This window comes from Bosea sp. 124 (assembly GCF_003046175.1).
In the GTDB taxonomy this organism is placed as follows: Bacteria; Pseudomonadota; Alphaproteobacteria; order Rhizobiales; family Beijerinckiaceae; genus Allobosea.
The window spans coordinates 2,315,005-2,329,383 of record NZ_PZZM01000001.1 but is presented as its reverse complement, the minus strand read 5'-3'; the positions used below and the strand labels follow the sequence as shown (position 1 = coordinate 2,329,383).

Below are 14,379 nucleotides of genomic sequence, written 5' to 3'. Positions count from 1 at the left end.
CGTCACTCCGCCGCGATGAGGTTTGCGGGAACGAGCGCGGCTTCAGGCTCGTGGTCGGGCTCCGGTCCCTTGCGGATGGCGGCCAGCATCAGCTTCATCTCGATGATGAGCAGGATCGTGTAGATCACGACGAAGCCGATGATCGTCGCGAGCACCGTGCCGGCACCGAGGCTGGAGACCGCGGCCGCCGTCGGCAGCACGCCCTCGATGATCCAGGGCTGGCGGCCGACCTCGGCGACGAACCAGCCGCATTCGATCGCGATCCAGGGCAGCGGAATCGAGAACACCGCGACCCAGAGCAGCATCGGATAGCGGTCGAGCATGCGCCGCGCCGACAGGACGAAGAACACCGCCGTCAGCAGGATGAAGAGCAGCCCGAGGCCGACCATGATGCGGAAGGTCCAGAACAGCGGCGCGACCATCGGCACCGTGTCCCAGGCCGCCTTGTCGATCTGCTCCGGCGTCGCCTTGCGCGGATCGTCGACATAGCGCTTGAGCAGCAGCCCGTAGCCGAGCCGTTCGCCATTGTCTTCGAAGGCCTTGCGCGCGGCTTCGGGCACGGCGGCGGTGCTGCCGGCGGCGCGGATCGTCTGGAGCGCGTCGAAGGCGATCACGCCTTCCTTGATCCGGACCTTGGCCAGATCGACCAGCTCCTTGATGCCGGGCAGTTCGGTGGTCAGCGACCGCGTGCCGATCAGCCCCATCACGCCCGGGATGCGGACCGCGAAATGCGTCTCGCGCGCCTTGTCGTCGGGGAAGCCGAACAGGGTGAAGGCGGCAGGCGCCGGCTCGGTGTGCCACATCGCCTCGATGGCGGCGAGCTTCATCTTCTGGTGCTCGGAGGAGAGATAGCCGCTCTCGTCGCCCAGCACCACGACCGATAGCGAGGCTGCCAGCCCGAAGGAGGCGGCGACCGTCATCGAGCGCTTGGCGAGCTCGATATGGCGCCCCTTCAGCAGATACCAGGCCGAGACGCCGAGCACGAACAGCGAGGCCGCGACATAGCCGGCCGAGACCGTGTGGACGAACTTCGCCTGGGCCACGGGATTGAACAGGACGGCGGCGAAATCGGTGATCTCCATCCGCATCGTCTGCGGATTGAAGGCCGAGCCGACCGGGTTCTGCATCCAGCCATTGGCGATCAGGATCCACAGCGCCGAAAAATTGGAGCCCAGCGCCACGGCCCAGGTCGCCGCCAGATGGCCGATCTTCGAGAGCTTGTCCCAGCCGAAGAAGAACAGCCCGACGAAGGTCGCCTCCAGGAAGAACGCCATCAGCCCCTCGATGGCGAGCGGCGCCCCGAAGATGTCGCCGACATAATGGCTGTAATAGCTCCAGTTCATGCCGAACTGGAATTCCATGACGATGCCGGTCGCGACGCCGAGCACGAAGTTGATGCCGAACAGCACGCCCCAGAATTTCGTCATCTGGCGCCAGATCACGCGGCCGGTCATGACGTAGACCGTCTCCATGATCGCGAGCAGGACCGAGAGCCCGAGCGTCAGCGGCACGAAGAGGAAATGGTACAGCGCCGTGATGGCGAACTGCAGGCGCGACAGCGCGACGATGTCGAGATCCATATGCGTCCCGGCGCGAGTGCCCGGCCTCCTGTGAGCCACGGCGCCGCGGGAATGCCGCGCCGGCAACAAAATTCCGTTCAGTCCGGCCGCAAGGCCGCGAGTGCGACCTTGAAAGCCGGCTCGCCGCGCCGCGCCATGCACACCACATGCCCGCGCTCCATGACGATCAGGCGGTCGGCGGCTTCGGCCTCGCGCCGGACATGGGTCGCGATGACGACGCAGCGCCCCTCGCGGCGGTCCTTGGCGCAGGCCAGCAGGCGCGCCATCACATCGCGTGCGGTCGCACCGTCCAGACCTTCGGTCGGCTCGTCGAGCAGCCAGAGCGGCGTGTCGCGCAAGATCAGCCGGGCGAGGGTCAGCCGCCGCGCCTGGCCACCCGACAGCCCGAGCCCGTTTTCGCCGACGCGGCTGTCGAGCCCCGCCGGCAGCGCCTCGACATCGGCGCGCAGCCCGGCCGAGACCAGGGCGGCCATCAGGCGCACATCGTCGGCGGCCGGGGCGGCGAGGCGGAGATTATCGCGCAGGCTGTCCTGGAAGAGTTCGCTGCGCTGCGTCAGCAGCGTCGCCGGCAGGGCTTCGACATGGCCCTGACCGGGTCCGATCTCGCCGGCGATGACCGACAGCAACGTCGATTTCCCCGCGCCGCTCGGCCCGACCACTGCGATCGTCTCGCCGGTCCGCAGCGATAGCGAGATCCCGGCGAGCGCCGGCTGGGTCGCGCCCGCGTGCCAGATGTCGACGCTGCCCAATCGCACCGCGAGGTCAGATCCGGAAGGGCGAGCCAGGCCCGCCGCCGGCTCGGCCGGCGCGAGGCGCGGCCCGATCCGCCGCGCCGCGAACAGGGTGCGGCCGAGTTCGAGCCCCCCGCGCCGCAGGCCCGCAAAGGGCTCGAGCGCCGCGAGCGCGATCAGGACGCCGAGCGCAGCCACCGGCGCACCGATTCGCCCCGCCTCGGCAAGTGCCGCGACCGCCAGCAGCGTCCCGGACAGGAGCACGGCCGAGGCCAGGCCGAAACCGATGCCGACCCCCGTCTCGATCCGGTTGAGCGCATCGTCGCTGTCGGCCTGCCGTCGGTCCGCCAGCGCCAGCGCCGCGCACTGGGCCGGGAGCCGGCCGGCCATGACGAGATCGGTCTGGCCCGCGACGAGATCGATCGCCCGCGCCCGCAGCGCCTCGCTGGCATGGGCACGTCGCCGCGCCGGCCCGAGCGCCCGCGTCGCAGCCAGCACGGGCAGGCCGAGCCCGGCGAGCAGCAGCCAGATGCCGGCGCCGAGCCCAAGCGCCGGGTGCAGCGACGTCAACGCCAGGGCGACCACCAGAGCCGTGACCAGCGCCGCTGCCATCGGCGCCAGCACGCGCAGATAGAGCGAATCGAGCGCGTCGATATCGGCGGTGAGCCGGAACAACAACCGCGCCGGCCGCATCAGCAGCTGCCGCGCCGCGTCGGGGCCGGCCCAGCCGCGAAAGAGCCGCTCGCGCAGGCCCGCCAGCAGCCGCAACGTAGCGTCATGCGTCACCAGACGCTCGCCATAGCGCGAGGCGGTGCGGCAGAGCGCGAGCAGGCGGATGCCGGCCGAGGGCGCGAAGACGTCGAAGGCGAGGGCCGTCGCCGAGGACAGGCCGGCGATGGCGGTCGCGGTGATGAACCAGCCGGACAGGCCGAGCAGCGCGATGCCCGCGAGCACCGTGACGGCGGCGAGCAAGGCGCCGCCCAGCAGCGCGCCGCGGCGCTCTGCAAGGAAAAAGACCAGCACCGGCCGCAGGGGACGCAGCGAAGCCATCATGCCGCGCCCTCCAGCCGCTCCGGATCGAGCCGCACGACGCGGTGCATCCGCGCAGCCAGCACCGGATCATGGGTTGCGACCACGAGCGTGCGACCCGCCGCGAAGGCGAGCAGTCGCTCGGTGATGTCGCGGGCCGTCGCGGCGTCGAGATGGGCGGTCGGCTCGTCGGCAAGGATCAGGTCCGCATGCGGGTTGGCAGCGCCCCGTGCCAGAGCGAGCCGCAAGCCCTCGCCGCCGGAGAGGCCGGCACCGCCCTCGCCGATCGAGGCGCCCGGCCGCGCACCGGCGAGATCGTCCAGCGCCGCCATGCGCAGCGCGTCGGCGACGGCGGCACGGCCGGGACCGTCGCGCCCCAGCGCGACATTGCCGGCGAGCGTCCCGGCGAAGAGATGCGATCGCTGGCCGATCCAGGCCATGCGCCGGCGCAGCCGCGCCGCACTGTCCGGGCCGAGCCTTGTGCCGCCGATCGCGATGCTCCCGCTATCAGGTGGCGCGAGCCCGGCGATGAGAGCCAGCAGCGTCGACTTGCCGGAGCCGCTGGGGCCGAGGATCGCGACATGCTCGCCTGCCGCGACCTTGAGAGCGAAGCCGTCCAGCACGGCGTCCGCTGCGCCGGCATGGCCGAAGCTCAGGCCCTCGATCCGCAAGTCGGCCGCGCGGCCCCTGTCGGGTCCAGCCTCCTGGCCAGGCCCCGCGGCATCGACCAGCGCAAGCCCTCCGCGCGACACCTGATCCAGCGCCGCAATTGCGGCCTGCCCGGCGGCCCGGTCGTGCCAGACCGCCGACAATTCGCGCAGCGGCTCGAAGAAGGCCGGCGCCAGCAGCAGGATGAAGAGCCCCTCGCTCAGGCTGAGTCGCTCGCCCCAGGCGCCGAAGGGCAGCGCATCGAGCAGGTGGAAACCGACATAGACCGCGACCATCGCGACGCCCAGCGCCGAGAACAGTTCCAGCACCGCCGAGGACAGGAAGGCGACGCGCAGCACCGCCATGGTGCGCCGGCGCAGATCCTCGGCATGGACCCGCAGCCGCAGCGCGGTCGCGTCGACGGCGCCGAGCGCGCGGATCGTGGTGAGCCCGCGCAGGCGGTCGAGCAGGAAGGCATTGAGGCTGCCGGTCTCGGCGAGATGCGCCTCGCTCGCGGCCTTGGCGCGCCAGCCGATCAGCGCCATGAAGATCGGGATCAGCGGGGCCGAGAACAGCAGCACCAGCGCCGCCACCCAGGACAGGGGCAGCACGGCGCAGAGGATGGCGAGCGGCACGAGCGTCGCCTTGAGGCGGGCCGGGCCGAAGCGGGCCTGATAGGGCACCAGCGCCTCGGCCTGCTCGGTGACGACGCTGGCGGCGAGCCCCGAGGCCGGCCGGGCGCGGTCGAGCGGCGAGCCGGCCGCAAGCGCCGCGACCGCCGCCTCCCGGCGCCGGGACAGGCTGGCGCGCGCTTCGAGGAACGCCTTTCGGCTGCCGAGCGCCTCGCACACGGAGCGTCCGGCGCCGAGGGCCAGCACGCCCACCGCGGGCAATAGCGCATCGCGAACACCGCCGCCCCTTGCGACGGCACCGATGACGAAGGCGATCAGCCAGGCCTGCGGCAGCCAGAGCAGCGCGCCCGCAACCTGCAGCAGCATCGCCCCGCGGCTGCCCCGCTCCGCCATCGCCTCTCCATCGGGGCGATGCAACGCGGCTGCGGCCGGAGCGCCTGCGGGGGCTGCCGTCATGGCGCCGGCAGCTTTTCGGCGAGACGGCGCGGACGGCCGATCGAGACGATCTTGTCCTTGACCTCGAGGATCTTGGTGACGCGTGCGCCGAGCCCCAGCAGCATGGCGAGCCGGTCGGTCTCCAGCGTCTTGACGTCGTCATACCAGGTGGTGAGCTGCTCGATCAGGCCATGCATCTCGGCCATCCGGGCCTGAGCATGCCGCTCGGCCTCGTCGGCCGGATTCTGCATCAGAATCCCGCGCAGCACCGACAGGGTCGGATCGACCTCGCGCTTCTTCCGCTCCTCCGCCAGCGTCCGCAGGATCTGCCAGACATCGCCGGGGGTCGTGAAGAAATCGCGCCTGTCGCCCGGCAGATGTTTCAGCAGGACGAGGTTCCAAGCCTGCAGCTCGCGCAGGCCGATCGAGACGTTCGAGCGGGACACGCCGAGTCGCTCGACGACATCGTCGGCGCAAAGCGGCTCGGAGGAGAGGTAGAGCAGCGCATAAATCTGCCCCACCGTTCGGTTGATGCCCCAGCGGCTGCCCATTTCACCGAAATGCAGCACGAAGGCCTGGGTGAGCGGCGAGAGTTTCATCGGTGTTCCAAGTCGTCCGTATTTTCAGAAATGTCTGAAATACATGTACGCACAGGAAGAGCGCCCCGCAAGCTGGAACAGCCATGCGGGGCGGGCATTGCGATTGATCAAGCGGCAGCGCGGGGCTTTCCCGCTGGCGCATCCGGATCAGGCGACGGCGGCTGGCTTGCACTCAAGGCTTGGATGCGGGCGCGCTGACCGGGGCGGCTCGATCGCCATGGACCAGTTCCGCATAGCGCTCCGGGTCGGTGGCGCCTTCGGTGTTGACGACGAAGACCCGCGAGATCGCATCGAGCCCGAGCTTGGCCCGGATCGCCGGATCGGCCGCCGCCCGGATCAGCCCGGCGAGGCCCGCGCCGCCGCTTTCGCCGGCGACGACGACAGGGTCGTTGCCGGCCGGCCGTGCCAGCCGGTTCATCACGGCGACCGCATCCGCGTCCTCGACCGTCATGAAGGCATCCGCGACCCGCGACAGGATGCGCCAGGCGACGAGCGAGGGCTCGTAGCAGTCGAGCATCGCCATCACGGTCGGCTCGCCGACAGTCGCCTTGACGGGCTCGCCGGCCCGCGCGCTCTCGAACATGCAGGCGGCGCGCACCGGATCGACCGCGACGAAGACCGGCCGCGTCTCGCCCAGCACCAGAGCGAGATGAGCCGCGACCGCAGCCGCGATGCCGCCCACCCCGACCTGCACGAAGACATGGGTCGGGGGCTGCGGCATCTGGCGCAGCGCCTCGGCGACCAGCGCGGTGTAGCCCTGCATCACCAGCCCCGGGATCCGTTCATAGCCCGGCCAGGAGGTGTCGGAGACGACGGTCCAGCCCTTGTCCTGCGACACCCGCGCCGCCTCGGCAACCGAATCGTCATAGGTTCCTTCGGCCCGGATCATCGTCGCGCCGAAGCGCGCGATCGCCGCGATGCGCTCCTCGCTGACGCCTGAATGCACGAAGATCGCCGCCTGCGCGCCGACGAGCTGCGCGCCCTGCGCGACCGAGCGGCCATGATTGCCATCGGTCGCGCAGGAAAAGGTCATGCCGGCCGCGACGGCCCGCACCTCCGGCGCCTGTAGCTCGGCGATGTCGACCGGGCGCCCAAGCCGGCGCGAGGCCTCCTCCAGCACGAGCTTGACCACGACATAGGAACCGCCCAGCGCCTTGAAGCTGCCCAGCCCAAGCCTGTGCCCCTCATCCTTGACATGCACAGCCCCGACGCCGAGCTCGGCCGCCAGCCCCGGCAATGCATGCAGCGGCGTCACCGCGTAATTCTCGCGATGGCGAAGCTGGCGCTCGACCTCGTCGGCAGCCGCGCCACCGAGACAGTCGGCATCGGCAGGCAGCAGCGGCTTGCGGTGGTCGGGATGCGTGTTGAGCAGGAACATGGCGGTCTCGCGCGGAAGAAGGCAGGGGAAGGAATGCGAGCGGCGGCTCGCGGAAACGGCGCCATCCTGCATGGCGGAAACGGGCCGGTCCATTGGCGCGATGCCGACTCTGCACTAGATTCGCCCGACACATGAGCCCAGGCGTCCCCATGACCATTCATCAGCGCAGCATTCCCGCATCGATCGACCCCGAGAAGCTCGACAGGCTGGCGCAGGCCGCCGTCCGGGTCGGGCTGAACCTGCAACCGGGGCAGGATCTGTTCCTGACGGCGCCGGTCGCGGCGCTGCCGCTGGTGCGCAAGATCGCCGAGCACGCCTACAAGGCCGGCGCCGGCCTCGTCACGCCGATCCTCTCCGACGAGGAGGTCACGCTTGCCCGCTATCGCTATGCCAGCGACGACAGCTTCGACCGCGCACCGGGCTGGCTGCATGAGGGTGTCGCCAAGGCGTTCACCAACAACACCGCCCGCCTCGCCATCGTCGGCGACGACCCGATGCTGCTCTCCGACCAGGACCCGGCCAAGGTCTCGCGCGCCAGCAAGGCGAATTCCATCGCCTACCAGCCCGCGCTCGAAAAGATCGCCGGCTTCGACATCAACTGGAACATCCTGGCCTATCCGACCGCCGCCTGGGCCCGCAGGGTGTTTCCGGGCGATGCCGAGGACGTCGCGGTGGCAAAACTCGCCGATGCGATCTTCGCGGCCTCGCGCGTCGATGCGGGCGATCCGGTCGCGGCCTGGGCCACGCATAACGCGACGCTGAAGACACGCACCCAATGGCTCAACGGCCAGCGCTTCCAGGCCCTGCATTTCTCCGGCCCCGGCACCGATCTGACGGTCGGGCTCGCCGACGGCCATGAATGGCAGGGCGGCGCCTCGACGGCCAAGAACGGCATTACCTGCAACCCGAACATCCCGACCGAGGAGGTCTTCACCACCCCGCATGCGCGGCGCGTCGAGGGCCATGTCGCCAGCACCAAGCCGCTCTCCTATCAGGGCACGCTGATCGACGGGATTCAGGTGCGTTTCGAGGCCGGCCGCATCGTCGAGGCAAAGGCGACGCGCGGCGGCGACGTTCTCGCCAAGGTGCTCGACACCGACGAGGGCGCGTCCCGGCTGGGCGAAGTGGCTCTGGTGCCGCACTCCTCACCGATCTCGAAAAGCGGGCTCCTGTTCTTCAACACCCTCTTCGACGAGAACGCCGCCTGCCATATCGCGCTCGGCCAGTGCTATTCGAAATGCTTCCTCGATGGCGCCACGCTGACGCCGGAGCAGATCGCGGCACAGGGCGGCAACAAGAGCTTCATCCATATCGACTGGATGATCGGCTCCGACCAGGTCGACATCGACGGCGTCCACGCCGATGGCCGTCGCGTGCCGGTCTTCCGCAAGGGCGAATGGGCCTGAGCGGGCCGACAGCGCGCCGTCATTCCGGGCCGGCGAAGCGCAGCCCCGGAATGACGTGCGAGGGAGACGATTCGCGCGCCGCTAACTGAACGACCGCACGAGCCCGCCGATCAGCAGGTTCCAGCCGTCGATCAGGACGAAGAAGATCACCTTGAACGGCAGCGAGATCACGGTCGGCGGCAGCATCATCATGCCCATCGACATCACGATCGTCGCTACGATCATGTCGATCACCAGGAAGGGCAGCGCGATCAGGAAGCCGATCTCGAAAGCCCGCCGCAGCTCCGAGATCATGAAGGACGGGATCAGCACGCGCAGATCGACCGCCTGCGCCGGATCGACCGGGCGGATGCTCGGCGGCGCGATGTCGGCGAAGAGGCGCAGATCCTGCGGCCGGGTCTGCGCCAGCATGAAGTCCCGGAACGGCGCGGTGATTTTGGTATAGGCCTCGCCTTCGCTGATCTTGCTCTCGACCAGCGGCAGCACGCCGTCCTGCCAGGCCCTGTCGAAGGTCGGCGCCATCACGAAGAAGGTCATGAACAGCGCCAGGCTGATCAGGATCAGGTTGGCCGGCGTGCTCTGCAGGCCGAGCCCCGAGCGCAGGAAGGACAGCGCGATCACGAAGCGGCTGAAGCTCGTGACCATCATCAGCAGGCCGGGCGCCACCGAGAGGATCGTGAGCATCGCCACGATCTGGACGATGCGTCCCGAGGCCGAGGCGCCGCCCTGCGGCAGCAGACCGTCGAGGCCGAAGGACTGCGCCTGCGCGCCGACGATGCTGGCCAGCAGGATGAGAAGCGTCGCGAGGAGTTTGATCACTGGACGACCAGGGTTTCGATGACGATGTCGCGCACGAGACCCTTGGAGCGGATCGCGACCCGCTCCAGCAGGTCCTCGCGCAGGTTGCGCAGGCCGGCTGCCCCTTCCATCTGCTGCGCCGTAACGCTGCGCAGGAAGCCGAGGATGTCCTCGGTGATGGCGCCGATGAGCGGATCGGCGGTCGCTGCCGCCTTTTGCTCCATCAGCAGTGCCGCCTCGAGACGCACCCAGGTATTGGCGGGCGCGGCCAGATTGGTCACGATCGGCGCGAGCTTCTTCAGCACCAGCGTTCCGGTCATCTGCGCGTTGACGGCGAGGTCGGGCGTCGCCGCCTCCATCCGCTTCATCACCGTGCTCTCGACCGTACCTATGACGCGCAGGCCCCAGAGCGTGCCGGCTCCGGCAGCCAGCGCGGTCAGGATCGCGACGGGCGCGACGGCGAGCAGGGCCTTTCGCGAGGGCGCGCGGCGCTTGCGGGCGCCCGGCAGCCTGGTCGGGGACAGCGCCATCAGAAGGGGGTGACCTTGTCGAAGATCTGATGGCCCCAGGCCGGCTGCTGCACCTCCATGCCGCGGCCGCGGCCGCCATAGGCGATCCGCGCCTCGGCGATCTTCTCATAGGACACCGTGTTGTTGCCGGTGATATCGCGCGGACGCACGATGCCGGTCACGTTCAGCACGCGCATGTCGTAGTTCACGCGCACCTCCTGCGAGCCGTTGATCACCAGATTGCCGTTCGGCAGGATCTCCGTGACGACGGCCGCGACCGACATCTCGACCTCCTCGGAGCGGTCGGTCAGGCCCCGGCCGCGCGACGACGAATCCGAACTCGCATTGGCGCTCGCCGAAGCGTCGCCCGAAGCGCCGTTGAAGTCGGCGAGGAAGCCGAGGCCGAATTTCGCCGCCGAGTTGCGCGAGCGGTCCGACTTGTTGTCGAGCTTGGCCTTGTCGTTGATCGAGATCTTCACCGTGACGACGTCGCCGGTCTTCATCGCGCGGGTGTCGCGGAAGAGATCCTCGCTCTGGCGCGTATAGATCGAGTTGAACGCGACATCGACGCCGCGGCCCGGCGGCGTGCCGAGCGGGATGGCGTCGCGTTGCGTCACGAGGCCGCTGCCGACGCGCGAGAGCTGGGGCTCGCGGTTGAGTTCGGACATGTCCATGCCGCAACCGGCGAGCGTGACGGCGCAAGCCGCGAGAATGATGACCTTCATCGGGACGGGGCTCCGGTTGGGGGCGTTCTGGTCAGCGGCGGGCTGCGCCGGCCGCCCATGACTTCGGCGAGCTGGGCGGCACGCGCCGCCTCCATCTCGTTGAGGACGGCACTCGCCGCCCGCGGCGTCAGCTTGCCCAGCACCGCGACGGCGACCGCCTGGTCCATCGTCGCGAGCTGGAGCGCGGCGGCATCGGGGCGCATCCGCGAGAAGATCTCGGTCATCCGCGCCTCGGCCTGCTTGACTTCGGCGGCGCGCTGGTCGGTCATGAGCTGGAGTTCGGCCTTGCGCTCGTCGAGCTTCTTGAGCGTGTCGGCGAGCTTGGCCTCGAGCCCTTTCAGCGTGTTCGCCTGCCAGGCGAAGCGGGCCTCCGCCGCAGGGTCGCGGAGCGCCGAGCAGAAGGTCGCTGCATCCGAGGTCGACGCCGCGGCCACGGCCGGCACCGTCTTCGGCGTCTGGGTCTGCGCCCCGGCCTGGCCGGCGACGCATGTCAGCAGCAGCGCCGGCAGGAGCGACAGGACAAGAGAGCTCATCGGCTGCATTCTTTACAACTCGCCTGAAGGATCTTCTGGATGTCTACTTGACGATGCTTTCGCGGGGCTGGCGCTCGGCAAGCCGTCCACGATGGCCCTTGACGCTCATCCCGGGACGCCGCCGCGCGGCCCCTCGAAGGCGAGGGCTGAGGGAACGATCAGACCGCTTCCGAAGGAAGCGAGCCGCTACTGCACGACGAGGTCCGCCTGCAGGGCCCCGGCCGTCTTGATCGCCTGCAGGATCGCGATGATGCCGGCGGGCTTCAGGCCGATCTGGTTGAGGCCGCGCACCAGCGTGTGCAGGTTGGCGCCGTTGATGATGGCGAGCCTGCCATTGCCCTGCTGCGCCTCGATCTGGGTGCGTGGAACCACCACGGTCTGGCCCCCGCTCAGCGGCTCGGGCTGCGAGACGGCCGGCGTCTCGGTGACGCGGACGGTCAGGTTGCCATGCGTCACCGCGACAGTGGAGATCTTGACGTCGCGGCCGATCACGACCGTGCCGGTGCGCTCGTCGACCACCACCCGCGCCGGCGAATCCGGCTCCAGCGTCAGGCGCTCGATCTCGGCGATGAAGCGCGCGGTCGACATGTTGGCCGGGCGGGTCAGGCTGATCGTGCGATGGTCGAGGGCGAAAGCTACCGTCGCCTTGTAGTGATCGCGGCTGAAGGTATTGATCGCGCTCGCGACCCGCTCGGCCGTGACGAAATCGGGATTCCGCAGTTCGAGTGACAGGACATGCAGGTTGGAGAGCTGGTCGGCGACCTGGCGCTCGACCAGCGCCCCGCCCGGAATCCGCGCGGCCGTCGAGACGCCCTGCGTCAGCCGTTCCGCTTCGCCCTGGACCGAGAAGCCGGAGACGTTGAGCCGTCCCTGCGCCAGCGCATAGGTCTGCCCGTCCGCCGCGAGCAGCGAGGTCACGACCAGCGTACCGCCGAGCAGCGAGGTGGCATCGCCCATCGAGGCGACGGAGACGTCGATCCGGCTGCCGCGCCCGGCGAAGGGCGGCAGGTCGGCCGTCACGATCACCGCCGCGACATTGCGCGTGCGCAGCGCCGAATTGCGGACATTGACGCCGAGCCGGTCGAGCATCGATTGCAGGGCCTGCCCGGTGAAGGGCGAGTTGCGGATGCTGTCGCCCGTGCCCTGCAGCCCGATGACGAGCCCGTAGCCGACGAGCTGGTTGTCGCGCACCCCCTGGAGGCCGGCGATGTCCTTGATCCGCACCGAGGCCTGGGCTGGCGCGACGCATTGGAGCGCCATCGCCAGGGCGCAGGCGAATGCGAGCAGTCGCGAGGTGAACGCCATCATTCGCTCCCGACGCGGATGGTGCCGTCGGCCTGGACGACGCCGACGACCATGAGCCCGGTATCCGGGTTGCGCGCCTTGACCATTTCGTTGACCGAAGCCGACGCCATCGGTTCGACGATGCCCGTGATGACGAGATCGCTCTCGCGGAAGACGACCTGCGTCGGCACCCCGCGCCGTACCACCTTGGGGTCGTCGACCGCGTTCAGCGGAATGGGCTGGCCCGGCAGCAAGGTCCGCCGCGCCACCTTTCCGACCACCGCGAGGCGGTTGTCGATCGATACCCGCGCGCCCATCCGGAATGCCCGGTCGACCAGATGCGCGTCGCTGATGACGTCGCCGGGATAGAGCGTCACCGCCGGCACCGGCAGCATGACGCCGTCCGGCGCGGCCTGCGCCGGGCCGAGAACGGACAGCACGAGCAGGGCGGCGGCGAGCAGCGGGGATCGAATCGACGGATGAGCCATGGCAAGTTTCCTCAGCGGATGCCGTTGGAGACGGTGCCGGCCATCTGGTCGGCGGCCGTGATGACCTTGGCGTTCATCTCATAGGCGCGCTGCGCCGCGATCAGCGCCGTGATCTCCTTCACGGGATCGACGTTCGATGCCTCGAGATAGCCCTGGCGCAGCTTGCCGAAGCCGATGCTGGTCGGGTTGCCATCCCGCGGCTGGCCGGAGGCCACGGTCTCGCGGTAGAGATTGCCGCCGAGCGGCTCGAGTCCGGCATCGTTGGCGAAGTTCGCCAGGCTCATCTGGCCGAGCTGGCGCGGCTGGACCTCGCCTGGGATCTTGGCGAGCACCAGGCCGGATTCGTTCACCGTCACGTCGACCGCATCGGCCGGAACCCGGATCACGGGATCGAGCAGGTAGCCGTCCGCCGTGACGATGTCGCCATCGGCATTGGTGTTGAAGGTGCCGGCGCGGGCATAAAGCGTCTCGCCCTCCGGCGCCGTGATCTTGAACCAGCCGCGCCCGTCGATGGCGAGGTCGAGCCGGTTGCCGGTCTGCGTCATCGCGCCCTGGATGTGCAGGTTGCGGATGGCGGCGGCGCGCACGCCGAGACCGAGCGAGGCGCCTTCCGGAATCGAGCCGTCGCCGCCGCGATTGGGCACGCCGCGCGAGCGCTCGGTCTGGTAGAGCAGATCGGTGAATTCCGGCCGCGCCCGCTTGAAGGACGTGGTATTGATGTTGGCGATGTTGTTGGCGATGACTTCGACATTGAGCTGCTGGGCGCTCATGCCGGTCGCGGCGATGGCAAGGACTTTCATTTTTACTGGTTCCTCAGATCGCCATGTGGATGAATTCTTGGTAGGCGGCGACGACCTTGTCGCGCATCGCCATCGCGAGCTGCAGCGACTGCTCCGCCGACATCACCGCCTGGACCACGTCCTGCACCGCAGCCTTGCCTTGCACGCCGGCGACGGCCTGGGCCTCGCCCTGCTGCAGGTTGTCGACGAAATTCTGCGCCACCCCGGCAAAGACCGAGCCGAAATCGGCGCCGGGACTGGCGGCTGCGGCCTCGGCACCGAGGCCCGGCCGGATGCCCGAAGCGCTGATGTTCTGCAGGCCCTGGGTAACCTGGCTCGCAACGGGGGCGAGCGCGGAAATCGCGTTGAGCATCAGCCGTTCCTCAAAAGATCGATGGTCATGGATTGCATCGAGCGCGCCTGCTTGATCATCTGCAGGTTGGCCTCGTAGGAGCGGTTCGCCTCGCGCATGTCCGCCATTTCGAGCAGCATCGAGACGTTCGGCATCTTGACGTAGCCCTTGTCGTCGGCGGCCGGATGGCTCGGCTCGAACTCGACGCGGAACGGCGCCTTGTCGACGCCGACACCCTTGATCTTGACGAGCGAGACGCCCATCGCCCGGTTCATTGCGTTCTCGAAGGTCACCGTCTTGCGGCGATAGGGATCAGCGCCGCGCGTGGTCCCGGTCGACTGGGCATTGGCGAGGTTTTCCGAGACGACGCGCACGCGGGTCGACTGGGCCTGGAGACCGGCGCCGGCGATACGCAGCGAAGCATCAATGGGATCGATCATGGTCTATACTCACCTGCGGCAAGAATTGGGCTG

Annotated in this window: 15 protein-coding genes; 1 reads left to right on the top strand and 14 read right to left on the bottom strand. The window is 69.2% G+C overall.

Features of this window, described 5'->3' with window-relative positions; all coding sequences use genetic code 11:
* Positions 1 to 2: 2 nt before the first annotated feature.
* From C8D03_RS10970 to C8D03_RS10950, 5 genes are all read right to left on the bottom strand, one after another.
* Entirely contained in the window at positions 3 to 1,580 is a 1,578-nt protein-coding gene (locus tag C8D03_RS10970; RefSeq protein WP_108046292.1) for a cytochrome ubiquinol oxidase subunit I, read from the bottom strand.
* A gap of 77 nt (positions 1,581 to 1,657) precedes the next feature.
* The gene (locus C8D03_RS10965) at positions 1,658 to 3,364 is read right to left on the bottom strand and encodes an amino acid ABC transporter ATP-binding/permease protein (RefSeq protein ID WP_108046291.1); all 1,707 of its coding nucleotides are present in this window, start codon (positions 3,362 to 3,364) and stop codon (positions 1,658 to 1,660) included.
* Positions 3,361 to 5,076: a thiol reductant ABC exporter subunit CydD gene (cydD, locus tag C8D03_RS10960; protein ID WP_108046290.1), complete on the bottom strand. Its 1,716-nt coding sequence runs from the start codon at positions 5,074 to 5,076 to the stop codon at positions 3,361 to 3,363. The genes C8D03_RS10965 and cydD overlap by 4 nt, the downstream gene beginning before the upstream one ends.
* Complete coding sequence (locus C8D03_RS10955; protein ID WP_108046289.1) at positions 5,073 to 5,654, bottom strand: GbsR/MarR family transcriptional regulator; 582 nt, start codon at positions 5,652 to 5,654, stop codon at positions 5,073 to 5,075. Before C8D03_RS10955 ends, cydD begins: the two co-directional genes overlap by 4 nt.
* A gap of 172 nt (positions 5,655 to 5,826) precedes the next feature.
* Positions 5,827 to 7,032: a diaminopropionate ammonia-lyase gene (locus tag C8D03_RS10950; RefSeq protein WP_108051498.1), complete on the bottom strand. Its 1,206-nt coding sequence runs from the start codon at positions 7,030 to 7,032 to the stop codon at positions 5,827 to 5,829.
* Positions 7,033 to 7,181: 149 nt separating this feature from the next.
* Here C8D03_RS10950 and C8D03_RS10945 point away from each other — a divergent pair, with 149 nt between their 5' ends.
* Positions 7,182 to 8,438, top strand: a complete 1,257-nt coding sequence (locus C8D03_RS10945; protein ID WP_108046288.1) for an aminopeptidase — start codon at positions 7,182 to 7,184, stop codon at positions 8,436 to 8,438.
* A gap of 81 nt (positions 8,439 to 8,519) precedes the next feature.
* On the opposite strand, the gene fliP is transcribed toward C8D03_RS10945, so the two are convergent.
* The 9 genes from fliP to flgC all read right to left on the bottom strand — a co-directional run bounded on the left by fliP (position 8,520) and on the right by flgC (position 14,346).
* Positions 8,520 to 9,254, bottom strand: coding sequence for a flagellar type III secretion system pore protein FliP (gene fliP / locus C8D03_RS10940; RefSeq protein WP_465246468.1), 735 nt, complete (start codon positions 9,252 to 9,254; stop codon positions 8,520 to 8,522).
* On the bottom strand, positions 9,254 to 9,766 hold the full coding sequence (locus C8D03_RS10935) for a flagellar basal body-associated FliL family protein (RefSeq protein ID WP_108046286.1): 513 nt from the start codon (positions 9,764 to 9,766) through the stop codon (positions 9,254 to 9,256). Before C8D03_RS10935 ends, fliP begins: the two co-directional genes overlap by 1 nt.
* The gene (gene flgH / locus C8D03_RS10930) at positions 9,766 to 10,470 is read right to left on the bottom strand and encodes a flagellar basal body L-ring protein FlgH (RefSeq protein ID WP_108046285.1); all 705 of its coding nucleotides are present in this window, start codon (positions 10,468 to 10,470) and stop codon (positions 9,766 to 9,768) included. Before flgH ends, C8D03_RS10935 begins: the two co-directional genes overlap by 1 nt.
* The gene (locus tag C8D03_RS10925; RefSeq protein ID WP_146170147.1) at positions 10,467 to 11,003 is read right to left on the bottom strand and encodes a MotE family protein; all 537 of its coding nucleotides are present in this window, start codon (positions 11,001 to 11,003) and stop codon (positions 10,467 to 10,469) included. The genes flgH and C8D03_RS10925 overlap by 4 nt, the downstream gene beginning before the upstream one ends.
* A 186-nt stretch (positions 11,004 to 11,189) precedes the next feature.
* Positions 11,190 to 12,308, bottom strand: coding sequence for a flagellar basal body P-ring protein FlgI (gene flgI / locus C8D03_RS10920; protein WP_108046283.1), 1,119 nt, complete (start codon positions 12,306 to 12,308; stop codon positions 11,190 to 11,192).
* Entirely contained in the window at positions 12,308 to 12,775 is a 468-nt protein-coding gene (gene flgA, locus C8D03_RS10915) for a flagellar basal body P-ring formation chaperone FlgA (RefSeq protein WP_108046282.1), read from the bottom strand. The genes flgI and flgA overlap by 1 nt, the downstream gene beginning before the upstream one ends.
* An 11-nt stretch (positions 12,776 to 12,786) precedes the next feature.
* A complete protein-coding gene (flgG, locus tag C8D03_RS10910; RefSeq protein ID WP_108046281.1) occupies positions 12,787 to 13,575 on the bottom strand; it encodes a flagellar basal-body rod protein FlgG in 789 nt (262 codons plus the stop codon).
* A gap of 13 nt (positions 13,576 to 13,588) precedes the next feature.
* The gene (gene fliE, locus C8D03_RS10905; protein WP_108046280.1) at positions 13,589 to 13,927 is read right to left on the bottom strand and encodes a flagellar hook-basal body complex protein FliE; all 339 of its coding nucleotides are present in this window, start codon (positions 13,925 to 13,927) and stop codon (positions 13,589 to 13,591) included.
* On the bottom strand, positions 13,927 to 14,346 hold the full coding sequence (gene flgC, locus C8D03_RS10900; RefSeq protein ID WP_108046279.1) for a flagellar basal body rod protein FlgC: 420 nt from the start codon (positions 14,344 to 14,346) through the stop codon (positions 13,927 to 13,929). Before flgC ends, fliE begins: the two co-directional genes overlap by 1 nt.
* Positions 14,347 to 14,379: the final 33 nt, after the last annotated feature.